Source organism: Pseudomonas sp. REST10, assembly GCF_029542605.1.
GTDB classification, from domain to species: domain Bacteria; phylum Pseudomonadota; class Gammaproteobacteria; order Pseudomonadales; family Pseudomonadaceae; genus Aquipseudomonas; species Aquipseudomonas khazarica.
Map to the genome: position 1 here is coordinate 3,530,194 of NZ_CP035677.1, position 25,218 is coordinate 3,555,411.

Annotated in this window: 20 protein-coding genes; 9 read left to right on the top strand and 11 right to left on the bottom strand. The window is 65.1% G+C overall.

The genetic code is table 11. The annotated features are described in order from the left end of the window. Positions 1–19: 19 nt before the first annotated feature. Positions 20–961 carry a TRAP transporter substrate-binding protein gene (locus EWH21_RS16645; protein WP_277698871.1) on the bottom strand — a complete coding sequence of 314 codons (942 nt, stop codon included), beginning with the start codon at positions 959–961 and terminating at the stop codon, positions 20–22. Between the two features lie 364 nt (positions 962–1,325). On the opposite strand from EWH21_RS16645, the gene EWH21_RS16650 reads away from it, so the two are divergent. The 9 genes from EWH21_RS16650 to EWH21_RS16690 all read left to right on the top strand — a co-directional run bounded on the left by EWH21_RS16650 (position 1,326) and on the right by EWH21_RS16690 (position 10,692). Then, positions 1,326–2,078, top strand: a complete 753-nt coding sequence (locus EWH21_RS16650; protein WP_210389403.1) for a 5-oxoprolinase subunit PxpA — start codon at positions 1,326–1,328, stop codon at positions 2,076–2,078. Continuing rightward, positions 2,075–2,788, top strand: a complete 714-nt coding sequence (locus tag EWH21_RS16655; RefSeq protein ID WP_277698872.1) for an allophanate hydrolase subunit 1 — start codon at positions 2,075–2,077, stop codon at positions 2,786–2,788. The genes EWH21_RS16650 and EWH21_RS16655 overlap by 4 nt, the downstream gene beginning before the upstream one ends. Further along, positions 2,785–3,714 carry a biotin-dependent carboxyltransferase family protein gene (locus tag EWH21_RS16660; protein WP_277698873.1) on the top strand — a complete coding sequence of 310 codons (930 nt, stop codon included), beginning with the start codon at positions 2,785–2,787 and terminating at the stop codon, positions 3,712–3,714. Before EWH21_RS16655 ends, EWH21_RS16660 begins: the two co-directional genes overlap by 4 nt. A gap of 194 nt (positions 3,715–3,908) precedes the next feature. Beyond that, positions 3,909–4,868 carry a MoxR family ATPase gene (locus EWH21_RS16665; RefSeq protein WP_037056217.1) on the top strand — a complete coding sequence of 320 codons (960 nt, stop codon included), beginning with the start codon at positions 3,909–3,911 and terminating at the stop codon, positions 4,866–4,868. Beyond that, positions 4,869–5,828 (top strand): DUF58 domain-containing protein, encoded by a 960-nt coding sequence (locus EWH21_RS16670; protein ID WP_037056219.1) that lies wholly within the window; start codon positions 4,869–4,871, stop codon positions 5,826–5,828. Continuing rightward, positions 5,825–6,319 carry a DUF4381 domain-containing protein gene (locus tag EWH21_RS16675; protein ID WP_179554586.1) on the top strand — a complete coding sequence of 165 codons (495 nt, stop codon included), beginning with the start codon at positions 5,825–5,827 and terminating at the stop codon, positions 6,317–6,319. Before EWH21_RS16670 ends, EWH21_RS16675 begins: the two co-directional genes overlap by 4 nt. Continuing rightward, the gene (locus EWH21_RS16680) at positions 6,312–7,310 is read left to right on the top strand and encodes a VWA domain-containing protein (RefSeq protein WP_037056225.1); all 999 of its coding nucleotides are present in this window, start codon (positions 6,312–6,314) and stop codon (positions 7,308–7,310) included. Before EWH21_RS16675 ends, EWH21_RS16680 begins: the two co-directional genes overlap by 8 nt. After that, entirely contained in the window at positions 7,307–9,055 is a 1,749-nt protein-coding gene (locus EWH21_RS16685; RefSeq protein WP_277698874.1) for a VWA domain-containing protein, read from the top strand. Before EWH21_RS16680 ends, EWH21_RS16685 begins: the two co-directional genes overlap by 4 nt. Further along, positions 9,052–10,692: a BatD family protein gene (locus EWH21_RS16690; protein WP_277698875.1), complete on the top strand. Its 1,641-nt coding sequence runs from the start codon at positions 9,052–9,054 to the stop codon at positions 10,690–10,692. The genes EWH21_RS16685 and EWH21_RS16690 overlap by 4 nt, the downstream gene beginning before the upstream one ends. A 367-nt stretch (positions 10,693–11,059) precedes the next feature. Here EWH21_RS16690 and EWH21_RS16695 read toward each other — a convergent pair whose 3' ends face one another. From EWH21_RS16695 to EWH21_RS16740, 10 genes are all read right to left on the bottom strand, one after another. Beyond that, positions 11,060–13,414 (bottom strand): RND family transporter, encoded by a 2,355-nt coding sequence (locus EWH21_RS16695; RefSeq protein WP_047586334.1) that lies wholly within the window; start codon positions 13,412–13,414, stop codon positions 11,060–11,062. 18 nt (positions 13,415–13,432) lie between these two features. Beyond that, positions 13,433–14,515, bottom strand: coding sequence for a YCF48-related protein (locus EWH21_RS16700; RefSeq protein ID WP_037056237.1), 1,083 nt, complete (start codon positions 14,513–14,515; stop codon positions 13,433–13,435). Positions 14,516–14,731: 216 nt separating this feature from the next. Further along, positions 14,732–16,102 carry a DUF1329 domain-containing protein gene (locus EWH21_RS16705; protein ID WP_037056239.1) on the bottom strand — a complete coding sequence of 457 codons (1,371 nt, stop codon included), beginning with the start codon at positions 16,100–16,102 and terminating at the stop codon, positions 14,732–14,734. A 67-nt stretch (positions 16,103–16,169) separates the two neighbouring features. After that, positions 16,170–18,116, bottom strand: coding sequence for a DUF1302 domain-containing protein (locus EWH21_RS16710; protein WP_277698876.1), 1,947 nt, complete (start codon positions 18,114–18,116; stop codon positions 16,170–16,172). Between the two features lie 482 nt (positions 18,117–18,598). Beyond that, entirely contained in the window at positions 18,599–21,256 is a 2,658-nt protein-coding gene (gene pepN / locus EWH21_RS16715) for an aminopeptidase N (protein ID WP_277698877.1), read from the bottom strand. Between the two features lie 56 nt (positions 21,257–21,312). Next, positions 21,313–22,149, bottom strand: coding sequence for a DUF2797 domain-containing protein (locus EWH21_RS16720; protein ID WP_277698878.1), 837 nt, complete (start codon positions 22,147–22,149; stop codon positions 21,313–21,315). Next, the gene (locus EWH21_RS16725; protein WP_037056249.1) at positions 22,149–22,412 is read right to left on the bottom strand and encodes a DUF1315 family protein; all 264 of its coding nucleotides are present in this window, start codon (positions 22,410–22,412) and stop codon (positions 22,149–22,151) included. Before EWH21_RS16725 ends, EWH21_RS16720 begins: the two co-directional genes overlap by 1 nt. 88 nt (positions 22,413–22,500) lie before the next feature. Beyond that, positions 22,501–23,358, bottom strand: a complete 858-nt coding sequence (locus EWH21_RS16730) for a rhomboid family intramembrane serine protease (RefSeq protein WP_277698879.1) — start codon at positions 23,356–23,358, stop codon at positions 22,501–22,503. Beyond that, on the bottom strand, positions 23,355–24,329 hold the full coding sequence (locus tag EWH21_RS16735) for a metallophosphoesterase (protein ID WP_277698880.1): 975 nt from the start codon (positions 24,327–24,329) through the stop codon (positions 23,355–23,357). The genes EWH21_RS16730 and EWH21_RS16735 overlap by 4 nt, the downstream gene beginning before the upstream one ends. After that, positions 24,330–25,217, bottom strand: coding sequence for an NAD(+) kinase (locus EWH21_RS16740; protein ID WP_037056253.1), 888 nt, complete (start codon positions 25,215–25,217; stop codon positions 24,330–24,332). Position 25,218: the final 1 nt, after the last annotated feature.

Here is a 25,218-nt window from a genome sequence, read left to right on the forward strand (position 1 = left end):
TGACGCCCGCCGCCGTGGTTCAGCGCGCCTGCTCTTGGCGGTATTCGTGGATGATCCCTGCCCGCGTGTCACCGGCACGCGCCAGCCACTCCTCGGTCAGCCGCTGCCCCACCTCGACCAGCCCCTGCTGCAGGGCCGGATCGATGTCGCGAACCACCTGCATGCCATGCCGCGCGAGCATTCGCGTCTGGTACTCGGTCAGTGCCCAGGACAGCTCCCAGCCTGCCCGCTCGGCGCGCTCGGCCGCATGCAGCAGGGCCTGACGCTGCGCCTCGGGCAAGCGCTGGAAGGCACGCTCGTTGACGATCACGATGTTCTTCGGGATGAAGGCGCGCACGTCATAGAAGTGCGAGGTGAAGTCCCAGGCGCGCAGGTCCACCCCCGTGGCGCTGGAGGTGAGCATGATGTCGACCTGGCCGTCGCGGAACGCCTGCGGCACGTCCTCGGTGTCGATGGTCGTGGGCCGGGCCTCGAGCAGCTGCGCCAGGCGCGAGATGGTCGGGTTGTAGCTGCGAAAGCTCAGGTCGCGGATATCGCCCGGCTGATGCAGCGGGCGCGTGCTGAACAGGCTCTGCGCCGGCCAGGGCACCGCATACAGCAGGCGCACGCCATCGGCCAGCAGGCGCTGCTCGACCGCCCCGCGGCTGACGGCCCAGAGCCGGCGCGCCTGCTCGTAATCGGTGGCGAGAAACGGCAGGCTGTCCAGTTCGTAGAGCGGGTCCTCGGCACCCAGCGCGGACATGAACACATCGCCGAGCTGAATGTCGCCGCGGCTCACGGCGCCCTTCACCTGCGGCCGGCTGTACAGGGCAGAACCGGGATGCACGCGAATGTTCAGCTGCCCCTTGGTGGTCTGGCGCACATTCCTGGCAAAATCGACGGCCACGCGGCTGATGAAATTGCCAGCCGGTTGCTCCACCGACATCGACCAGGACGCGGCACCTTGCGCGGATACTTTCATGGGTAGAACGACGAGCAACGCGCAGAGCGCGGACATGCAGGGAGCGGTCTTCATCGGGGTCCCCCGTTCGTGGCGAGTCGAAGGAAACGCAAGAGGCCCCGGTGCGGGGCACCGGGGATGCACCAGAACGGCGCCAGGGAGCGTTCACCCGACGCACTGTCGACCCACGCGACGCACGCTGTCCAACGGGAAAAACCAGCGCCTCGCGATCGAAAAATCCGATGCCCGCCACCATCAGCTTTTCCTATCTCCGGCGGATGTTTTTATTAGTTGGACGCTGTTCCGTGGCAACGGAAAAAATGCAGCCATCAGCCAGGACAGCTCAACGCTGCTGGAATCGACAAGCCATGATTAGGATGCTCCCTTGAACAGCCTGCTTCTGAACTGCGACATCGGCGAAAGCTTCGGCGCCTGGACCATGGGCCTGGACGCCGAGGTCATGCCCTATATCGACTGCGCCAACATCGCCTGCGGCTTCCACGCCTCCGACCCCAGCGTGATGCGCAAGACCGTGGCCCTCGCCGTGGCCCACGACGTACGCATCGGCGCACATACCGCCTACCAGGACCTGGTTGGCTTCGGCCGCCGCTCGATGGACTGCACGCCCCAGGAAGTCGAAGACCTGATGCTCTATCAGATCGGCGCGCTGGAAGGCCTCTGCCGCAGCCAGGGCAGCCGCGTCAGCTACGTCAAACCGCATGGCGCGCTGTACCAGGACATGATGCGCAAGCCCGCCACCCTGCGCGCGGTGATGAGCGCCGTGGCCAAGTACGATCGCCAGCTGCCGCTGATGCTGATGTGCACCCGCGACAACGCTGCCGCCCAGGCACTGGGCGACGAGTTCGGCCTGACCCTGTGGTTCGAGGCCTTCGCCGATCGTGCCTACGACGCCGCCGGCTACCTGGTGAGCCGCAGCCTGCCCGGCGCAGTGCATCACGACAGCGAAGTGATAGTCGCCCAGGCCGTGACCCTGGCACGTGGCGAGGCGCTGCAGGCCAGCGATGGCAGTGCCCTGCCGCTGGTCGCGCAGACCCTGTGCGTGCATGGCGACAACGCCAGCTCGGTCGCGGCGGTCAAGCGTATCCGCCAGGCCTTCGACCATCTGGCCCAGGCATGAAGGCGCCCAGTGTGCGACTGGAAGTCGCCGGTATCGACAGCCTGATCCTGCGCCTGTTCGATCACATCGACGAAGCCAACATGCCCTGGATGCTGGCGGCACGCACGCGCCTGCAGGCCGCCTTCGGCGACGCCCTGCTGGACCTGGTACCCTCCTACACCACGCTGCTGCTGCACTATGACCTGTGCCAGCTCGACAGCGCCCAGGCGCGCGCCAAGGTCGCCGAGGCACTCGAAGGCCTGCAGCCTGCCGACGTGCAGAACGGCCGCGAGCACCAGCTGCCGACCTGGTACGACCGCAGCGTCGGCCCGGAACTGCAGCTGCTGGCACGCCGCAGCGGCCTCAGCGAAGCCGAGGTGATCGCCCGTCACAGCGGCCATGCCTACCAGGTCTTCGCCCTGGGTTTCGCACCGGGCTTCGCCTTCATGGGGCTGGTCGAGGAAATCCTCGCCGCACCGCGCCTGAGCACGCCCCGCCAGCGCATCGCCGCGGGCAGCGTCGGCATCGCCGAGCGCCAGACCGCCGCCTATCCGGTGGTCTCCCCCGGTGGCTGGAACCTGATCGGGCGTACCCCGACTCGCCTGTTCGGCAGTGACATCGAGGGCTACAGCCTGCTGCAACCCGGTGACCGCGTGCGCTTCGTCGCTGTCGAGCGCGCCGAATTCATTCGCCTGGGCGGTGACGACAGTCCGCTGGAGGCCAGCCAATGAGCGCGATCGGCAATGGCCTGCGCGTGCTGCGCAGCAGCCCTTTCATTCAGTTGCAGGATGCTGGGCGCTTCGGCGTACGCCACCTAGGCGTGACCCAGAGCGGCGCACTGGACTGGATCGCCCACCGCTGGGCCAACTGGCTGCTGGGCAACCCGCTCACGGCAGCCGTGGTGGAGATCACCCTCGGCAACCTCGAGTTCGAATGCACCCGCGATGCGACCCTGGCAGTGACCGGCGCGGATCTCGGCGCGCGTCTCGATGACCAGGCCTTGCTGCCCTGGCGCAGTTTCAACGTGCGCCAGGGGCAGCGCCTGAGCTTCGCCACGCCGCGCCAGGGCGCACGGGCCTACCTGGCCGCGCCCGGCGGGTTCAAGGCGCCCCTGGTACTGGGCAGCTGTGCGAGCATGCGCCGCGAGGGGCTCGGCGGCCTGCACGGCGACGGCCGCCCGCTGGCCGTGGGTGATGCGCTCACCTGGGACGCGGAGGCAGCCGCTGCCCGGCAGATGCCCGCGGCGTGCATCCCCGTCTACGAGGATGCCCCCCGGCTGCAGGTGGTGCTCGGCGCGCAGATCGGTGACTTCCGTGGCCAGAGCCTGTTCGACGCCTTCAACAGCGAGTGGCTGATCGACCAGCGTGCCGATCGCATGGGCATTCGCCTCAATGGTCCGCAATTGCAATGCCAGCGCGGCTCGATGATCTCCGAAGGCATTCCGCTGGGCGCCGTGCAGGTGCCCCCGGACGGCCAGCCGATCATCCTGCTCAATGACCGCCAGACCATCGGCGGCTATCCACGCCTGGGCGCGCTGACACCCCAGGCGGTGGCGCGCCTGGCGCAATGCCTGCCGGGGCAGAGCCTGTGGCTGCAACCGACCACCCAGGACAGCGCACAGCGCAGCCAGCGTCGACTGCTCGCGCAGTGGCAATGAGCGGCCGCGCCCGGGCAATCCAGCACGCGCTGTGATGGACTGCCCTGGCGCCTGGCGATGCGTCGCTCATTTCTTTCACCAGGCGGTTCATCACCCGCGCGATGCATAGCGGCTGAAGGCGCAAATGCATTAAAGTCGGCGGTCTGCACGCGAGGTCGCAGTGCGCCTTGCCCATCCGCCAGAAGAGCCCGACGATGGAACACCGTGAAGCGCTGGTCGCGTTACGCCAATTTCTCTCCACCCAGATCCTCGGCCAGGAGAAGCTCATCGAGCGCCTGCTGATCGCCCTGCTCGCCGACGGCCACCTGCTGGTCGAGGGCGCACCGGGCCTGGCCAAGACCAAGGCGATCAAGGAACTGGCCGAAGGCATCGAAGGCGAGTTCCACCGCATCCAGTTCACCCCTGACCTGCTTCCGGCCGATATCACCGGCACCGAGATCTATCGTCCGGAGACCGGCAGCTTCGTGTTCCAGCAGGGGCCGATCTTCCACAACCTGGTGCTGGCCGACGAGATCAACCGGGCACCGGCCAAGGTGCAGTCGGCGCTGCTCGAGGCGATGGCCGAGCGCCAGGTGTCGGTGGGACGCAGCACTTACGACCTGTCGCCGCTGTTCCTGGTCATGGCCACGCAGAACCCGATCGAGCAGGAGGGCACCTATCCGTTGCCCGAAGCGCAGCTCGACCGTTTCCTGATGCATGTGAAGATCGGTTTTCCCGACGCGGCGGTCGAGCGCAAGATCCTCGCCCAGGCACGCGGCGACGCCCTCAACGGTGAGGCCAAGCCGGAGCACCGGGTCAGCCAGCAGGCGATATTCTCCGCACGCAAGGAAATCCTCGGCCTGTACATGGCCGATGCCGTGGAGGAATACCTGGTGCAACTGGTCATGGCCAGCCGCACCCCGGCCAAGTTCGACGCCGAGCTGGCCGACTGGATCGCCTACGGCGCCAGCCCGCGCGGTTCCATCGCCCTCGACCGCTGCGCACGCGCCCACGCCTGGCTGGCCGGGCGTGATTTCGTCAGCCCGGAAGACATCCAGGCAGTGCTGTTCGACGTGCTGCGCCACCGCATCATCCTGTCGTTCGAGGCCGAAGCCTCGGGCGTCGACCAGGACCGCGTGATCCAGCGCATCCTCGACGTGGTGGCGGTGGCATAGATGCAGCCGCAAGCTGCAAGCCACAAGCTGCAGGCGGGCATCCAGGTCGATCTCGGCGAGCTGATCGAGATGCGTCACAAGGCGCATGAGGTGCCGCTGTTCTCCACCCCCGCACGGCGCAGCCCGCTCACCGGCCTGCACCATTCGCGGCTGCGCGGACGCGGCGTGGACTTCGACCAGGTGCGCGTCTACCAGCCCGGCGACGACGTGCGCACCATCGACTGGCGCGTCACCGCGCGCACCCAGGAACCGCATACCAAGCTGTTCCACGAAGAACGCGAGCGGCCGATCTTCATCATCGCCGAACAGAGCCAGCGCCTGTTCTTCGGCTCCGGGCAGTGCTTCAAGTCGGTACTCGCCGCCCGTGCGGCCGCGCTGATCGGCTGGGCTGCGCTCGGTCACAATGACCGCATCGGCGGCCTGGTCTTCGCCGACGACGAGCACCATGAGGTCAAGCCAAGGCGCAGCAAGCAGAGTCTGCTGCAATTGCTCAACCTGCTGGCCCGCGCCAACCAGGCGCTGGGTCCCGAGAGCCAGGCCAACCTCGCCCGTGACAACTTCGGCCTGGCCCTGCGCCGTGCCCGCGAAGTGCTGCGTCCCGGCAGCCTGGTGATCGTGCTGTGCGACGAGCGCGCCCTGAGCGATAACGCCGAGCAGCAACTCAGCCTGCTCGCCCGGCATACCGACCTGCTCCTGCTGCCGATGTCGGACCCGCTGGATCATGCCCTGCCGGCCGCCGGCCTGCTGCGCTTCACCCAGGGCGGCATGCAGCTGGAAGTCGACAGCCACAACGGCGACCTGCGCCAGGCCTATCGTGCCCAGGCCCAGGCGCGTGAAGCACGCTGGCAGCGCCTGGCGCAGAAGCTCGGCGTACCGCTGCTGCCGCTCAGCACGCAGTTCGAGCTGATCGAACAGCTGCAGGAGCAGCTCGGCGCGCTGCACCCGAGAAAAACCCTATGAACCCCATCGACCAGTTGCAGCCGCTGATCGAACCGGCGCCCGTGCCCTGGTGGCCGCCCGCACCGGGCTGGTGGCTGCTGGCGGCCCTGCTGCCGCTGCTCGGCTGGGGGCTCTGGCAGCTGCTTCGGCGCTGGCGCCAGCGTCCGCCCAGGGCGCAGCTCGAGAGCGACCTGGACCCGCTGCGCCAGGCCGCGCTGGACGAACTGGCGCGGCTGAGCAAACCCTACGACGCAGCGCCGGCCGGCCCCTGGCTGCAACAGCTCAACGCCCTGCTCAAACGGCTGTGCCGCGAACGCTATCCGGACAGCGGCAGCCACGTGCTGAGCAGTCGCGCCTGGCTGGCGTTCCTCGACAACCGCTGCCCGGCCGCCGGCCTGACGCGCTGGATGATTCTGGTCGAAGGCAGCTACAAGCCGCAGTGCACGCTGAGCGACAAGGCCATCGCCGAGCTCGACCAGGCCATTGCCGTGTGGATTCGCAAGCATGTTTGAGTTCGCCTGGCCGTGGATCTTCCTCCTGGCGCCGCTGCCCTGGCTGCTGCGCCTGCTGTTGCCAGCCGCCGACAGCGGCGATGCGGCGCTGCGCGTCAGCTTCCTCGACGAGCTGCAGGCCCTGAGCGGCCGCCGCGCCCGCGCCGCCCTGCCCAGCTGGCGCCAGCAGGCCCCGCTGGTGCTGCTCTGGTGCCTGCTGCTGTGCGCGGCGGCGCGCCCGCAGTGGGTCGGCGAGCCCTTGCCGTTGCCGGCCAGCGGCCGCGACCTGCTGCTGGCGGTGGATGTGTCCGGCTCGATGGATTACGCCGACATGCAATGGGACGACGAGCCGATCAGCCGCCTGGAGCTGGTCAAGCGCCTGCTCGGTGATTTCATCGATGGCCGCCGTGGTGACCGCGTCGGCCTGATCCTCTTCGGCAGCCAGGCCTACCTGCAGGCACCGCTGACCTTCGACCGCACCACCGTGCGCACCTGGCTGGAAGAATCGCTGATCGGCATCGCCGGCAAGAACACCGCCATCGGCGACGCCATCGGCCTGGCGGTCAAGCGCCTGCGCCAACGTCCGGCGCAGAGCCGCGTACTGGTGCTGATCACCGACGGAGCCAACAACGGCGGCAGCATCGAGCCGCTGGTGGCCGCGCAACTGGCCGCCGATGAAGGCGTGCGCATCTATGCCATCGGCATCGGCGCCGACCCTCAGCAAGATGGCCTGGCTGGCGCGCTGGGCTTCAACAGTGGCCTCGAACTGGACGAACCGACCCTGCGCGCGATCGTCGATGCCACCGGTGGCGAATACTTCCGCGCACGCAGCCAGGCCGAGCTGGAGCAGATCGAACTCAGCCTCGACCGCCTGGAGCCCGTGGCCCAGCAACCGACTCTCGCCCGCCCTGCCCTGGCGCTGTACGCCTGGCCACTGGCGCTGGCGCTGCTGGGGTCGCTGCTGCTGGTCGGCCAGGTGCTGTGGCCCGACCAGCTGCGGAGGCGCGCATGATGGCGCTGTGGCCGGAATGGCTGCGCCCGCTGTGGCTGCTGCCGCTGCCCCTGCTGGCCTGGCTGCTGTGGCGCCTGTGGCACCGTGAACGAGCCAGCGGCCGCTGGCAGCTGCTGCTTCCCGCCGCCTTTCATCAGGTGCTGCTCAAGGGCGGTGATGGCCGCTCCAGCCGCCTGCCCTGGGTGGCCCTGGGCCTGGCCTGGTTGCTGGCCATCGGCGCACTGCTGGGGCCCAGCTGGCAGCGGGTCGAGCAGAGCAACCAGAAACCGGCCGATCCGCTGCTGGTGGTGCTCGAACTGACCCCGCAGATGCTCGCCAGCGATGGCCACCCCAATCGCCTGGAACAGGCGCGGCGCAAGCTGCTCGACCTGCTCGAGGCGCGGCGCGATGCGCAGACGGCGATCATCGTCTACGCCGGTAGCGCACACAGCCTGGTGCCACTGTCCGATGACCTGGCCACCAGCCGCAACCTGCTCGAGGCGCTCAAGCCGTCGCTGATGCCCGAACCCGGCCGCCGTGCCGACCTGGCGGTGGAGCGTGCCCTGCAGATGCTCGATCAGGCGCAGCTCGGCCAGGGTCGCATCCTGCTGATCGGCAGCGCACTGGATGAGCAGGAGCGCAGCGGCATCCGCCAGGCCCTGGAAAAACGTGCGGTGCCGCTGCTGATCCTTGGCGTCGGCAGCCGCGAAGGCGCACCGGCGGTGCAGGAAGACGGCAGCTTCCTCAAGGATCAGCGCGGCGCCATCCTGGTGCCCCGCCTGGATGCACGCAGCCTGCGCGATACGGCGGAAAGCAACGGCGGCCGCTACACCCAGATACGGGTGGATGACGACGACCTCAGGCGCCTCGGCCTGTTCGACGCCCCCCAGGCACTGCGGGCGGCACAGGAGCCCACGCAGCTCGATAGCCATGTCGACCAGGGCTACTGGCTGCTGCTGCCATTGCTGTTGCTCGCGGCCTGCGCGGGGCGTCGCGGCTGGCTGTTCTGCCTGCCGCTGCTGCTGATGCTGCCGCCGCAGAGCAGCCAGGCCTTCGAACTGAACGACCTGTGGCTGCGCCCTGACCAGCAAGGCCAGCGCCTGCTGCAGGCGCAGCGCCCGGCCGAGGCCGCGGAGCGTTTCGTCGACCCGCAGTGGCAAGGCAACGCGCTGTACCAGGCCGAGGACTACGCCGGTGCCGCCGAGCGCTTCGCCCAGGGCGACACGGCCGCCGATCACTACAATCGCGGCAACGCGCTGGCCAAGTCCGGCGAACTGGAAGCGGCGCTGGATGCCTATGAACAGGCCCTGGAGCGCCAGCCGGAACTGACCGCAGCACAACAGAACAAGGCGCTGGTGGAAGAGGCCCTGCGCCAGCGCCAGGATCAGCAGCAGAACGGCGGCGATGCGTCTGCGCAGCAACAGGACGACGCCTCGGGCGACACCGGCGAACCGCACGAGGACGCAAGCGCTCAGCCCGCCGACGGCCAGCCTGCGCAGCCCGGCCAATCCGGCAGTCGCGATGACAGTGGCAGCGACGGCGATGCCCAGGATGCAGGCGCAGGTGGTACGCAGCCGGACACGGGCGCTCCGGCGGAGCCGAGCGAGCCGGGCCAGGGCGCCGTCACCGAGGGCAATCTGGGCGACGCCGCAGAGCGTCGCCAGGCCCTGGAACAATGGTTGCGGCAGATCCCGGACGACCCGGCCGAACTGCTGCGGCGCAAATTCTGGTATGAACAGCAACAGCGTCAGGACTCAAGCCGATGAAGCGCTTCCTCTTCCTGCTTCTTCTACTGGTAAGCGGCCAGGCCTGCGCCGATGCCTTCTTCGCCAGCGTCGACCGCACGCGCCTGAGCGAGGGGGAGACCGTCGTGCTGACCCTCGAATCGACCGACCCGACCCGCTTCGGACGGCCCGATTTCAGCCCGCTGGACGAGAACTTCGAAGTCCTCGGCAGCCGCCAGGTCAATCGCCTGAGCAGCATCGGCGACACGCCCCGCGCCAGCACCCGCTGGATCCTCACCCTGCAACCCCGGCGCAGCGGCGAGGTGGTGATTCCGCCCATCCGCCTGGAAGACGCCGAGACCCTGCCCATCACCCTCACCGTCGATGCGGTCAGCGACGCCAGCGGTAGCGCCAAACTGGCCCCGGTGTACATCGATGCCAGCCTCGACCAGGACAGCGTCTACGTGCAGGCACAGGCCGTGCTGACGCTGCGCATCTACCATTCGGTGTCCATGTACGACGACAGCACCCTGACGCCGCTGCAGATGCAGGACGCGCGCGTGGAACAGCTGGGCGAGCCGCGCACCTACGAGAAGCGCATCGGCGGCGTGCGCCACGGCGTGATCGAACTGCAGTACGCCATCTACCCGCAGCGCAGCGGCGAACTGGTGATTCCGGGGCAGACCTTCAGCGCCACCCTGGTCGACCGCTCGCGCAACGATGACTTCCTGCCCTTCGGCCCGCGTGCGGGCAAGGTCTCGCGGGTCAAGTCGCCGGACATCCCCCTGCGGGTCAAGGCCAAGCCGGCGGACTATCCCGCCGATGCGCCCTGGCTGCCGGCACGGGCGCTGGGCCTGGCGGAAACCTGGAACCCGCAGCCGGAACAGAGCCAGGTCGGCGACTCGCTGACCCGCCGCCTGATCCTCAAGGTCGATGGCCTGTCCAGCGCCCAGCTGCCGCCGTTGCCGGCCACCCAGGTCGAAGGCCTGCGCCGCTACCCGGACCAGCCGCAACTGAGCGACCAGAAGAGCGAGAGCGGCGTGGTCGGCACGCGCGAGGAACGCGAGGCCCTGGTGCCGAGCCGCAGCGGCGACATCGCCCTACCGGCGCTGGAAGTGGTGTGGTGGAACACCCAGAGCGACAGCCTGGAGCGGACGACGCTGCCCGCGCGCACCCTGCAGGTGGCCGAGAACCCTCAGCTGCAGGGCGAGGACAGCCCCACGGCGAACCTGCCCGTCGCACAGCCACAGGAGGTGCCCGAGCTGTGGCCCTGGCAACTGGCCTGCGCGCTGCTCGGCCTGAGCACCCTGCTCGGCTTCGCCCTGTGGTGGCGCGCCCGAAGCCAACCGGCCATCCAACGGGCCGCACAGGCGGGCCCCAGCCCGCGCACACTGCTCGACGACCTCAAGCGCGCCTGCCAGGCGGGTGACGCCCAGGCCACCCGTTATGCACTCGATGCCTGGGCGCGACAGCAACCGGAAACCCTGGCCGACATGGCGGCGCGTTACGTGCCGCTGTCGGACGCACTCGATGGCCTCAACGGCGCGTTGTACAGCGAGACCGGCCAGCAGTGGCAAGGCGATGATCTGTGGAAGGCGATTCGCAACCTGCCGGCAGTACAGGAACCGAGCGCCGCCCCGCAGGACAGCAGCGCATTGCCGCCGCTGTATCCGCGCTAGCAAGCGCAGCCGCACACACTTCACAGGCGCCCGCTCGCGGGCGATCCCACGCGTAGCAGCGGGCGGGCTTGGCGGCGCGTTACGTACCGCTGACCGATGTACCCGACGGCCCGCCGCACAGCAAGACCGGCCAGCAGTGGCAAGGCGATGAACCGTGCAAGGCAATTCGTAACCTGCCAACACCCCAAGAACCGAGCGCGCCCCGCAGGACAGCCGCACATTGCCGCCTACCCACTCCGTAGGAGCCCGCTGCGGGCGATCCCAGGCACCAGCCAAGCCCCCTACCCGCGCCCATATCGCCTCTCATGCAACACGCATAAAAAAACCGCGGCCCTGGGGCCGCGGTTCTCGTCCTGCGCTACAGGCATCAGGCCTTGCCGCGCAGCTTCTCCGGGTTGATCAGGAAACGCGCCAGCGCCGGCAGCAGCCAGATCGCACCGATCATGTTCCAGAGGAACATGAAGGTCAGCATCAGGCCCATGTCGGCCTGGAACTTGATCGCCGAGAAGATCCAGGTGGCCACGCCGATGGCCAGACAGACGCCGGTGAACAGCACCGCCTTGCCCGTCGACTTGAGCGTCTCGTAGTAGGCCTCCTGCAGCGTCATGCCCTGACGCAGGTAGGTCTCCAGGCGGCTGTAGATGTAGATACCGTAATCCACACCGATGCCGACGCCCAGCGCGATCACCGGCAGGGTCGCGACCTTCACGCCGATGCCCATGAAGGCCATCAGCGCGTTGCCCAGCACCGAGGTCAGTACCAGCGGCAGGATCACGCACAGCGTCGCCGCCAGGGAGCGGAAGGTCAGCAGGCACATGATGCTCACGGCCGCGTAGACCGCGATCAGCATGGTAGTCTCGGAAGCCGCGATCACCTCGTTGGTGGCGGCCTCGATACCGGCGTTACCGGCGGCCAGCACGACCTGCAGGTCATCGGTGCTGTGCTCTGCAGCGAACGCCTCGGCGGCAGCCACGGCACGCGACAGCGTCTCGGCCTTGTGGTCCTCGAGGAACACCAGTACCGGCGCCACCGAACAGTCGGCGTTGTACAGGCCTTCGGCACGTGCGATGGAGTTGTTCAGCACATCCTGGTTACGCGACAGGGTTTCCCATTTCAGGTTGCCCTCGTTCATGCCCTTGATCACCTGCTTGGACACGGTGACCATGGAGATGGCCGACTGCACGCCCTGGGTGTTCTCCATCTTCCACATCAGCTCGTCCATGGCGGACAGCGCTTCGTAGGTGGAGCAACGCTCGGTCGCGGTCTTGATCATCACCACCAGCACGTCGGAGCTGGTCGAGTAGTTGCGGATGACGAAGTCGTTGTCCAGGTTGTAGCGCGAATCCGGATGCAGCTCCGGCGCGCCCTGGTCGAGGTCACCGATCTTCAGGTTCTGCCCGTACCAGACGCCACCGGCCAGGGCCACCACGGCAATCACCACGGAAATCGGCGCCACCATCGGGTGCGCGAAATTGGAGATGGCGCGCCACAGCGGATGGTCCTTGGCGGCTTCCTCGCGGCTCTTCTTCACTGCACGGTTGCCGATGCCGATGTAGGAGATCACCACCGGCAGCAGGATCAGGTTGGTCAGGATGATCACCGCCACGCCCATGGACGCACCGATGGCCAGCTCGCGGATCACGCCGATATCGATCAGCAGCAGGGTCACGAAGCCGACGGCATCGGAGAGCAGTGCGACCAGCCCGGGGATGAACAGCTGACGGAAGGCCATGCGCGCTGCGGACAGCGCATCGGTCGCCTCGCCGGAGGCCATGGCGATGCCGTTGATCTTCTGCACCCCGTGCGAGATACCGATGGCGAACACCAGGAACGGCACCAGCATCGAGTATGGGTCCAGACCGAAGCCCAGCGTGTGCAGCAGGCCAAGCTGCCAGATCACCGCCACCAGGGTGGTGATGACCACCGCCAGCGTGCTCTTGAAGCAGTGGGTGAACCACAGCAGCAGAACGAAGGTGATGCCGATGGCGACAGCGAAGAACAGCGCCACGCCGACCAGGCCATCGATCAGGTCACCGACCTTCTTGGCGAAACCGATGATGTGCACCTGCACATTGGGGTTCTGCGCCTGGTACTTGTCGCGAATCTTCTCTTCCAGCTCGTGGGAGAACTTCTGGTAGTCCAGCTTGATCAGCTTGCTCTGGTCAGCCGGGTCTGGATAGGACTCGAGCAGAGGAATGTCGACGATGCTGGACTTGAAGTTGTTCGCCACCAGGCGACCGATCTGCCCCGACTTGAGAATGTTGCTGCGCAACTCCTCGAGGCTGTCGGCGGAACCGTCGTAGGTCTGCGGAATCACTTCGCCACCGGCGAAGCCTTCCTCGGTCACTTCGGTCCAGCGCACGCTGGGGCTCCACAGCGACTTGAGGCCGGAACGGTCGACGCCGGGGATGTAGAAGGCCTCGTCATGGATCTGCCGCAGCGTCTCCATGTACTCCTTGCTGAAGATGTCGCCTTCGGTGGCTTCCACCGAGATACGCACCGTGTTGCCTAGGTTGGCCAGGTCGTTACGGTGTTCGAGCATCTTCTGGATGTACGGATGGCCCAGCGGAATCATCTTCTCGAAGCTGGTCTGCGGGCGCACCTGGGCAGCCTGGTAGAACAGGAAGATGCTGATCAGCAGGCAGATCAGGATCACCGCCGGGCGATTGTTGAAGATCAGCCGCTCGAGATAAGAAGCAGGCTTTTGTTGATGCTTGGTCATGCAAAGGCTCCCGGCTTGTTATTGTTGGCCCAGATCGGCGCCGGTCGAAGCGGCGAGGTGAACGCCGCCCTGCCCCACCAGGATCAGGTTGCCGTTATCCAGTGCAGTCACCCCGGCCAGCGAAAGGCGGTCGGGACGGTTCATCAGGCTGAAGCTCTGCCCATGGTCGGTGCTGCGCAGCACGGTGCCGCCGTGGCCCACGACCACGATGCTGCCGTCGCGGAGCAGCGTACCGTCGGCCAGGCCGAACTCCAGCGGGCCATTGTTGGGGGTGTGCAGCGAGATCTGCTGCCAGCTGTCACCGAAATCGGTGGAGCGGAACAGGTGGCCGCGCAGGCCGTAGGCGAGCAAGGTGCCACTCTGGTCGGTACCGAGCACGCCGAACAGCGAGCCCTCGTAGGGCGGCTCTTCGATGCGTTCCCAGGTTTGCCCCCAGTCGGCGGAACGGAACATCTGGCCCAGTTCACCGACGATGAACAGACCGGAATCCTTCACCGCGGTGATGGCATTGAGGTGATAGGCATCCTCGTTGTCGAGGCGATCGCTGACGTCTTCCCAGGTCTTGCCGCCGTCGCTGGTTTCCAGCAGCGCACCGTAGGCGCCCACCGCGTAACCGGTCTGCAGGTCCTTGAACCAGACATCCAGCAGCGGCGCCTCGCGCTCGAGGTCTTCGAACTGCTTGGTCCAGGTCAGACCGCCGTCGCTGGTGACGAGAATCTGCGCATCGTGACCGACCGCCCAGCCGTGCTTGGGATCGACGAAGAAGACCGAGGTGAGCATCTGCCGGGTCGGCACCTTGGCCTGCTCCCAGCTCTGTCCCTGGTCTTCGGAATGGAGAATGTGGCCACGGTCGCCGACGGCTACCAGGCGTTCGCCAGTGTTGACGACGTCCTGCAGCAGGCTGTGTACGGCCTTGGCGGACTCGATGGCATAACCGGCCTCCGCCGCTGTCGACGACGTCTCGGCGTATGCAGGCACGGCGGTGAAAGCCAGAACGGAAAGCACACTGCACAGCGAGAGCGCTTTAGCCAGCGGCGAATGGACACGAAGCGCCGATTTGTGCGCCGTAGTGGGCGTCAGACCGGACTGGGTGCGCCGCATGACGGGCTCACTCATATACCTTCCCCCTTTCTTGTTATAGGCGGTACTGCTCTCAATAGCAGGCCGCCCATCCTAGCGAGCTTAGGAAAGCCCTGACAATTAGCGCGACGTTATGTTTTGTTAAGGCAGAACCCGCGTTATAGAAGCCTATTCGCGAAGCTGATACGAAAAAGGCCGCTACTACTGTAGCGGCCTTGGCGCGAGGCTACACGACTATTATCGCGTGCCGCGACGACGCAGCGCAGCCGGCTTGAAGTAACCGTCGTCCGGAATGGCCTGGCTGAAGTCGATGGTGTTGTTCTCTTCGTTGTCCAGGTTCTGTACGTGGTAACGGCGCGCCTGAAGATCGTGGAACACGTCCAGGGCAGACCAGGTGGTCGGCAGGTCGTAGTAGTTCTTCAGGTAGGCGATGGATACGCGCCACAGCTCACCGCGGCCGTCGTACTGATCGACCACTGCAGCCTGCCAGCTGTCCTCGTCGAGGAACAGGGTGCGCTTGGAGTAGATGTGGCGGGCGCCCGATTTCAGCGTGCCTTCCACCACCCAGACGCGGTGCAGTTCGTTGCGGGTCAGCGCCGGGTTCAGGTGACCGACCTTGAGCAGGTCCTCGTACTTAACCTCAGGGCTGGTGACCTTGTAGTTGTTGTACGGGATGTAGATTTCCTTCTTGCCCACCAGTTTCCAGTCGTAGCGATCCGGAGCACCGTTGAACATGTCGGTATCGTCGGCGGTACGCAGGCCATCGGCGGCAGCGATCGGCGTGTCGTATGCCAGGTTCGGCGCACGACGCACGCGACGCTGACCGGCGTTGTAACCCCAGGCCTGGCGCGGTTCCTTGACCTGATCCAGGGTCTCGTGAACCAGCACCGCACCACCGGCCAGACGCGCCGGGCTGGTGGTGAAGGACAGGTAGTAGAACATGATGTTGTTCAGGTCGGCGAAGGAGCCGTTCTGCACGTAGTACTTGAACATGGCCTCCTGCTGCGAGGTCACCAGCGAGTAGGCACCATTGCGCTGTACCGCCACTTCCGAGGCACGACGCACGATGTAGGTACCACGATAACGGGCGATGTGGTTCCACAGCGCTTCCACGCCGTTCTGCGGAATCGGGAACGGGATGCCGCCATAGGCATCGGAGAAGCCGTTGCCGCCGTCGACCAGCTTGGCGCTGGTGGCGTTCTTGACAGTGTTGTCATAGACCCACTGCGGCGCCGAGCCGGAGCGACGGGTCTGGTAGACCGGCATCTGGTAGGTTTCCGGGTAGGCCTTGAACATGGCGATCTGACCCGGCGTCAGGTTGGCCTCGTACTGGCTCAGGTTGGCCGCGGTGATGGTGAACAGCGGCTTGTCTTCCGGGAACGGGTCGACGTGATGCTGGCCCGAGCGGGTGTAACCGGCCGGTGCCTTGGTGATACCACCGGTCCAGGCCGGGATGGTGCCAGCGGCATTGCCGGCTTTCTCGGCACCGAAGGGCGTCAGGGTGTCGCCGAGTTTGGCAGCTTCCTGCGGGGAAACGGCAGCCAGTGCAGAGCCGGCGGAAAACGCCAGCGCAACGGCTACGGCCATCAGCCTGTGCTTGTTCAGCATGGGTAATTCTCCGTGAAGAGTCTGGCCGGGCGCCCACAAGCGCCCGGCGTTTTTCTGGTTATAGGTATTAGAAGGAGTACTTGACGTTCAGACCGATGTTGTCGCGATCACGCGAACCGTTGTTCTGGCCTGCGCCATAGAACTCGGTGTACTGGATCTCGGCTTCCAGGCTGTTGAGGTAGCTGGCGCGCATACCGACGGTGTACGCCTTGCGACCCTCGATGAAGTTGCCGGTCTGGTGCGAGTTGCCTTCGAAGTCATGCTTGAACACGGCGAACGGCGACAGGTTCACGCCCGCGTAGACGTCGTTCCAGGTACCGGAGAGTACCAGCGTGTAGCCGTAGGCGTTCTTGTTGATCTGATCGTCACGATCATAGCCGGAGACGTAGGACCCGTTCGCACGGCCAGAGTAGTAACGCGTATTACCCTGGTAATCGACATACTTCAGGCTGCTGCCACGAACATGCTCCGACGCCAGCTCCGCCACGCCGAACAGCGAGTCGAAGCTCAGTACATTACCGAAGTTATGGATGGCACCCAACGAGGTATTGAATGCCTCGACACGCTCGTAGTTGTGCAGTGCGCGCTCGCTGTTGGCCCCCAGACCAACTCGCTTTCCGCCAACCACTACGTCTTGGCCCAGAGCAATCTGCGTCGCCTGACCCAGCACCTGCCCAAGCAGGTCGTTGGTCGTCGCGATGCCAATCGGCATGTTCGGACGATAAGCCAGTTCACCGAAAACAGACGTCTCGACAATCGTAGTGTTGAAGCTCATGCCGTACATACGGATGTCTTCGACGTATTCGCGGCTGGCGTTAATCTGGTTGGCCAAGTCAACGGTCACCAAGCCCCCAGCAGTGGTGGGACTACCAACAGCACCGGCAAGAGCAGCAAACTGGGCTGCAGTCAGGCCTGCATAATCGTCATTGATGTCAGCGTAGATATACGGTTCTTTGGAGTGGTAATTGATGAAGTAGAAACCGAACTCGGTAGAGTTGAGCTCCTCAGCAATGTAACGGAACGCCACCCCGAATTGCCCATCGTTCTTCGCATTCAGGTCAGAGCCGATTCGCGCGACCTTGAAGGCATCGGGACCTGCATATTCACTACCCTTCAGACCGAAGCCAGGGTTGAGCAATGCGGTCTGGTACAGCGACAACCCACCAAGCCCCGGGTTAGGGGTCAAGGCAGCAGCCAGCGCACCGCTCTGGTTATAAGCGGTATGGCCACCGTCAGCAAACAGATCAGTCTCGGAGAAATAAGTACCAACCGGATCGATTGCAGTCTCTTTCCAGTTGAACTGGTAGAAAGTTTCCATCGAAAGATTGTCGGTCAGACCGAGGTTGAAGCTCAGCGCCTCGACAGGCACCAGCACTTCCTTCACTTCGGCGCCAGGCAGGCGGAACTTGGCGGCATCGACCGGGTTGGTGGTGTTGATGCCACCGCGATAGAACAGGCCTTCACCCCAGTTGAACACCTGCTTACCGAAACGGCCGGACACCGGCATGTCACCCACATCCCAATTGCCATAGATGTAGGCATCGAGAATCTGCGCGTCACGACCGGCCTTGTGGCGCGTCTCGCGGGTGAAGGTGTTGTCATGCGGATAGCTCTGGCTCGGTTGAGACGGAGTATTGGCATCGTAGTAATCGTTGCGCTTGTCCATGATCTGCGTGTCATAGAACGCGGTACCACGAACGAATGCACCATAGTTCTGGTAGGACACTTCAAGGTCGGAGGTGATCTTGAACACTTCGGAGACCAGGCCGGTATCGAAGTTGCGATTACCGTCGTTGGTGTTGATGTCGTTGTTGGTCTTGTCCTGACCCTGGACACGCCACAGTTGGCCGTAGGAGACGGTGGTATCGATGGAACCGGTGATCTCGTTGTCGGCGAAGCTGAACTCCACCGCCTGAGCCTGAGCGGCTACCAGCAAAGGCAGGACGCCAGCGAACGCAAAGCCGGCCTTGGCCGGGGCAAAACGTAGAACGGGCTTGCGGGACTTAATTTCCATCGAGACTCACTCCGTGGACAGATCATTCTTTTGGGCGATCCCATTTGGCGGGATGCGTTATGCCGTACTGACGACGGCTTGTTTTTTATTCGTGCAGCGTATTCCAGGGACCTTTGCGCAGCTGCGCACGGTCGAATCCTGCTCGACACTGCAACCATGGTGCCAATTCAAACGGGTGTATCAGCGCAGAGCCGCTTGCCAGCGCCTTCGCGCAGTTTCTTTTCGTGACTGATCAGCCACTGACCAGTGCGTCAGCTATTCAGCGTGAAATTGGCGCGCTTTGTCCTACGATCCGACGCTTTATGCCACTCGAGCCCTGGAGGCACGAGGTTTTCAGCAGCGAGCGGCAAGTCGATGTCAAGAGCCATGCGACCCTAACTTTAGTGTGCGCACGAATAACACGGCACCTGGATATTTCTACGGGTAACAAAAAAGTGTTACCAGCCATCGACCGGTAACACTTTTATTGAAGCCAACCCGCCTTAGGCCAGGCTTTTGCTCACCACTTCGTAAACGTCGCTGGACAGCTCACCGCTGGCCAGGATGCGTTCCAGCTCGGCCTTCATCTGCGCCTGACGTGCAGGCGCGTACTTGCGCCAGCGGGTCAGCGGCGCCAGCAGGCGCGAGGCGATCTGTGGGTTGAGTGCGTTGAGGGTGATCACCTGATCGGCGAGAAAGCGATAGCCCGAGCCATCGGCCTGGTGAAAGTTGATCAGGTTCTGGTTGGCGAAGGCACCGATCAGGGCGCGCACCTTGTTCGGATTCTTCAGGGTGAAGGCTTCGTGCTGCATCAGCGCATGCACGCGCTCCAGGCCACCAGGCAGCGGGCTGCCGGCCTGCACGCTGAACCACTGGTCCATGACCAGCGCATCGTCCTTGAAGAAGTCGGCGAACATCGCCAGGGCCTTGCTACGCTCGGCCTCGAACGGCGAGTTGACCAGCACCGCCAGCGCCGCCAGGCGCTCGGTCATGTTGTCGGCGTTCTCGAACTGCTCGACGCAGGCGGCCAGCACCTCGGCCTGCTGGCTGAGCATCAGGTAAGACAGGGCAATATTCTGCAGGCTACGCCGGGCAAAATGCGCCGCCTCGGCCACGTAGGGCGTCGCCCTGGAGACGTCACGGTTGGCCTGGTAGCGCGCCAGCAGCGGCGCGTACAGAGCATCGACTAGCTGCAGACGAGCGAACTCGCGCGCCTCGTGAATGGCCTCGACGTCGGCCACGTCACTGATCTCGGTGAGATAGGCCTCGCCAGGCAGCGAGAGCATCTCGGCGACCATCGCCTGATCCAGCGACTCGTCCAGCAGCAATGTACGCAGCGCCTCCACCAGGCGCTGATCGAGCGCCAGCTCTTCGCCGCGCTGGTACTGGCCGATCAACTCCTGCAGCACCTGCACGGACAACTGCTGGCCGGCTTCCCAGCGATTGAAACCGTCGCTGTCGTGCTGCATGAGGAACATCAGCTGGTCGCGGCTGTAGGGGAAGCTGAGCTTGACCGGCGCACTGAAGCCACGCAGCAGCGACGGCAGTGGCTGTTCGGCGATGCCCTCGAAGGTGAAGGTCTGCTCGGTTTCGGTGATCGACAGCACGCGGCCAGTACCGCTGGCGGTGGCTTCACCCTGCAGACGCAGCGGCAGCTCGTTACCCTGGGCGTCGAGCAGGCCGAGCGCAAGCGGAATCACGAACGGCAGCTTCTCGCTCTGCCCCGGAGTGGCCGGGCAGCTCTGGCGGAAGTTCAGGCTGTAGGTCTGCGCGGACGCATCATAGGCCTCGCTGACCTGCAGGCGCGGCGTACCGGCCTGGGTGTACCAGCGCTTGAACTGGGTCAGGTCGATGCCACTGGCATCTTCCATGGCCTTAACGAAGTCGTCGCAGGTCACCGCCTGGCCATCATGGCGTTCGAAGTACAGGTCCGAACCCTTGCGGAACAGCTCGGGGCCAAGCAGGGTGTGGATCATGCGCAGAACTTCCGAACCCTTCTCGTAGATGGTCAGGGTGTAGAAGTTGGAGATCTCCATGTACGCATCCGGGCGCACCGGGTGAGCCATGGGGCCGGCATCCTCGGCGAACTGGTGGGTGCGCAGGTAGGCCACGTCCTCGATGCGCTTGACCGTGCGCGAGTGGGTGTCGGCGGAGAACTCGCTGTCGCGGAACACGGTGAAGCCTTCCTTGAGCGACAGCTGGAACCAGTCGCGGCAGGTCACGCGGTTGCCCGACCAGTTGTGGAAGTACTCGTGCGCCACCACCGCCTCGACGCGCTGGTGCGCGGCATCGGTGGCGGTCTCGGCCTTGGCCAGCACGCAGCTGGAGTTGAAGATGTTGAGGCCCTTGTTCTCCATGGCGCCCATGTTGAAATCGTTGACCGCGACGATCATGAAGATATCCAGGTCGTACTCGCGGCCGTAGACCTCCTCGTCCCACTTCATCGAGCGCTTGAGGCTGTCCATGGCGTGCTGCACCTTGTCGATGTTCTCCGGTTCGACATAGATGCGCAGCGCCACCTCGCGACTGCTCATGGTGGTGAAGCTGTCCTCGACGCACCACAGGTCGCCGGCGACCAGAGCGAACAGGTAGGCCGGTTTCTTGAACGGGTCTTCCCAGGTCGCCCAGTGGCGACCGCCCTCTTCGCTGCCGCTGGCCACCGGGTTGCCGTTGGACAGCAGCACCGGGTAGGCATGCTGCTCGGCGCTGACCGTGGTGGTGAACTTGCTCATCACGTCAGGACGGTCGAGGTAGAAGGTGATCTTGCGGAAACCCTCGGCCTCGCACTGGGTGCAGAACATCGTGCCGGACTTGTACAGGCCTTCCAGCGCGGTGTTGCTCTCCGGGTGAATGCGCACGCTGCTGTCGACCACGAAGCGTTCCTGGGTCGGCTGCAGGGTCAGGTGGCTGGCGGTCAGGCTGTAGTCACCCTCGCCCAGCTCGCGATCATCCAGTTTCAGCTCGAGCAGCTCCAGCTGCTGGCCATCGAGCACCAGCGGCGGCAGGCCGGCACCGGCCTCGGGGTTGCGGCGCATGACCAGCTGCGCATGCACCAGGCTGTGATCCTCGAACAACTCGAAGGTCAGGTGCGTCTCGTCGATCAGGTAATCCGGTACCTGATAGTCCTTGAGGTAGATCGTCTTGGATTGTTCGGTGCGCATGGCAGTGGCCTCTTCTGGGCAGCTTCAAGCGACAGGCTTCAAGCTGCGAATGGTGGTCAGGCGGCGATCTCGTGGACGGCCAGCTGGTAGGCGGTGTACTTACGGATATTGATCACGCCGGTGTCGAACATCAGGTACTGGCCCTTGATGCCGAGCAGGGTACCTTCGGCCAGGGGCTGCTTGTCCAGGTTGAAGCTGGTGATCTTGGCCGGGTAGGCCTCGATGGGATAGCGGATGTCCAGTACCTCGGCGGTCGTGAGCGGCTGGATGGCCTGCAGGCCGAAGCGTTGCTGCAGATCGGCGATACCTGCGCCACAGCTGTCGAACAGTTGCTCGCGAATCGCCAGCAGGTTGACCGGTACGGCGTCGCCCTTGAGCAGCGCGCGCCAGTTGGTCTTGTCCGCCACCTGGCTGCGCAGCAGGTCCTCGACGAAGCCCGACTGCTGCCGAGTGGCCACACGCAGGATCGGCAGCGCCTGGGTCGCCCCCTGGTCGATCCAGCGCGTCGGAACCTGGCTGGCACGGGTAATGCCGACCTTCACCCCGCTGGAGTTCGCCAGGTAGACGACATGGTCGGTCATGCAGAACTGCTCGCCCCAACTCGGCTCGCGGCAGGTGCCGGCGTCGTAGTGACACTTCTCCGGGCTCATGATGCAGATATCGCACTGCGCCAGCTTCTGCATGCAGGGGTAGCAGTAACCCTGGCTGAAACTGGTCTTGGTCTTGCGCCCGCAATGCGTGCAGTGGATGGCGCCGAGGTACTCCAGACACAGGTGCTTGCCCACCAGCGGATTGACCGGCACCTCCTCGTCGCCGAGGCGAAAGGCGTATTGCACCGGCGCGTCGAGGTGCGCCTTCATCTTGCTCAGCGAGCCACGTCCTAACTCCGTCATCAGTGCAGGGTATCCGACGACTTGAACAGCAGGTTGGGAACCGGTTCGGACTTGGACTTGCACTCCTGCGGGCCCATGTAGCCGGTGCGCTCTTCTTCCGGCAGGTTGTTCATTTCCCAGGCGATCATCGCCTGCAGGCTGAGTTCCTTCTGCTCCTGGGTCAGTTTGCGGCCGTCCGGCCACTTGCCGATCTCCACGGCCAGCTTGAGGCTCTCGTAGATTTCCGGGGTGATGTTGTCGATGGCTTCGAGGAAGGACGACATAGAGGTCTCCAATGAATCGTAGGGCGGGTGAAACCCGCCAAAATACTGTTCTGGCGGATTGCACCCGCCCTACAGGTCAAAAATCGAATCAGGCGCTTCGTCTGGCCAGCATACCGCCAAGCAGGCCGGTCAGGCAGCCGGTCAGCAGGCCACCGACATGCGCGGCGTTGGCGATGGCGCCGAACTGCAGCAGCTCGAAGATGCCGGTCATGCAGATCAGCAGCCACACCAGCATCATCACCAGTACACCCGGCGGCAGACGATACGCCGCGTTCGGCGCCAGGCGCTGGTAGATCCAGCAATGCCCGAGCAGGCCGTAGAGCACGCCGGACAGGCCGCCGAACAGCGACGGGCCGGCCCACGCGTACTGCGCGAAGTTGGAGGCCAGGCCGAACAGCAGGGTCAGGCCCAACAGGCCGATGGCACCCTGGCGAAACTCGATGCGCCGGCCCAGCTCCCAGTACCACAGGCTGTTCATCGCCAGGTGCAGCCAACCGAAATGGATCAGCATCGGCGTGATCAGGCGCCACCACTGACCGCTCTCCAGGGTCGCATCCAGGTAGTTGAGGTAGATGTTGTCGCCGTCGAGACGAAAATCGACGAAGCTCAGCCAGGAAATGGCTGCATAGTTCTCGCCCGCCAGGGTCACGGCGAAGACGATGAAGGTCACCAGCAGCATCAGCGCCGTCACCGGGCTGCGCCGCAACTGGCTGAAAAAACCTTCCCGCACAGGCGGCAAGGCCGGCGCCGACTCGCCGCCATCCCCCTGCGGGTAGCGCGCATAGAGTTCGCGGACCTGCTCGGCCAGCGCCTCGCCGGGCACCCAGAGCACCTGCTCGCCGCCCTCCTCCGCGACCCGATGCGGCACGCGCAGGCGCTGCAACAAGGCCACGAAACCACTCAGGTCGTTGTCCAGCGGCACGCGCAGTACAGCTACGGCGGTCATCGAGGAGCCTCCTGCGGGTCGACATCGACCCAGACGAACTTGCCCGCATCCAGCCGCGTTTCCTGATCGAGGCGATAGGCGACCAGGCGCCCGCCGACCACCGCGCTGTAGTCCAGGCAGGCCAGGTTGGCGCGGATCGGTGCCGGTTTGCCACGCCGCCAGTAGTGACCGACGAACAGCAGCGGCTCGTGCGCGCCGTACCTGAGCAGCTCGTCCTTCTGCAGCTCGGTCAGCGGCGTCTGTGCCGCCAGCTCGGGCAGGGCATCGGGCTGGAAGACGATATCGCCGTAGGTCTGCGGATTCTCTTCCCAGAACTTGGTGCGGAAGTAGGAGCGCGTGAAACCGTCGCCACTGGTCAGCGTCAGACCGTGCGGCAGGCGCATATCGGTACCACGCAGCAGGCGGTCGAGCGCCATGTTGGCGAAGCTGCCAGGCACGGCAGCGGCCTGGAGGAAATGCTCGTCGATGCAGCCGTCGGGAAACTGCGCCTTGAGCGGCGTAATCAGCTCGGCATCCCAGCAGGCGTGCACGACACGGAAACGCCCGGCATCGATGAACAGCGGCATCTCGTAGAACCAGCGCAGGAACTCGCGCCACTCGTGCGGATGATCCTCGAACTGCGCCAGGGTCTCGCGCATCAGCCGCTGGTGCCGCGGGCTGTGTTCGCGCACGTACTGGCGACCGCTGCCAGGCGGTGCCGGAGTGCTCCAGCCCAGCGCGTTGAATTCGTGGTTGCCCATGATGCACAGGGCCTGGCCGGCACGCACCATGTCATGCACCAGGTGCAGGACCTCGCGAATGCCGGGGCCGCGATCGACCAGGTCACCCAGGAAGATCGCCATGCGTAGAGGATGCCGCCATACGCCATCCTGGCGGCTGTAGCCCAGGCGTTCGAGCAGACGCTCGAGGGTACGCGCACAACCGTGGATATCACCGATCAGGTCATAGCCACGATGAGGGTCGAGGGACATTCAGTCCTGCCCTCCCAGGCGGCTGCCCCAACCCAGCTTGGTCCGGCAGACCTCGTAGTAGTTGTGATCCAACGGATGGATCAGGCGCAACTTCTGCGCCTTCTTGGCCACGTGCAGGGTGTCGCCCGGGGCACAGGTGAAGTGGTTCTGGCCGTCGCAGGAGACCTGCGGGTAGATGGTCATGTCCGCCGACACCACCACCTTCAGCTCGCTGTTGCCATCCACCACGATGGGCCGGCTGGACAGCGTGTGCGGGTACATCGGCACCACCACGATGGCGTCGAGCTTGGGATGCATGATCGGCCCACCAGCGGACAGCGCATAGGCAGTCGAGCCGGTGGGCGTGGCGACGATCAGCCCGTCCGCCTTCTGGCTGCAGACGAACTGACCATCGATGAAGAGTTCGAACTCGATCATTCGCGTCGACTTGCCGGGGTGCAGCACCACATCGTTGAGCGCATCGCCCTGGCCGATGGCTTCGCCCTGGCGGCGTACCTCGGCCTCGAGCAGGAAGCGGTTTTCTGTCAGGTATTGCCCTTCGAGTACCTGCGCCACCTTGAGTTCAAGCTCGTCGGGGCGGATGTCGGTGAGAAAGCCCAGGCTGCCGCGGTTGATCCCCAGCACCGGCACCTTGTGTCGCGCCAGCGCCCGCGCCGCGCCCAGCATGCTGCCATCGCCGCCGACGACGATCACCAGGTCGCAGACCTCGCCAAGCATCTTGCGCGACGAGGTCTGCAGGCCGTGACCGGGCAGCAGGTCGGCGATGGTGTCCTCGAGGATCACATGCAGGTGGCGGTCGATGAGGAAGCGCTTGAGCCGGCGAACGGTCTCCAGTACCCGCGTGCTACCCAGGCGCCCGATGATGCCGACATTGCGAAATTGCTCCATG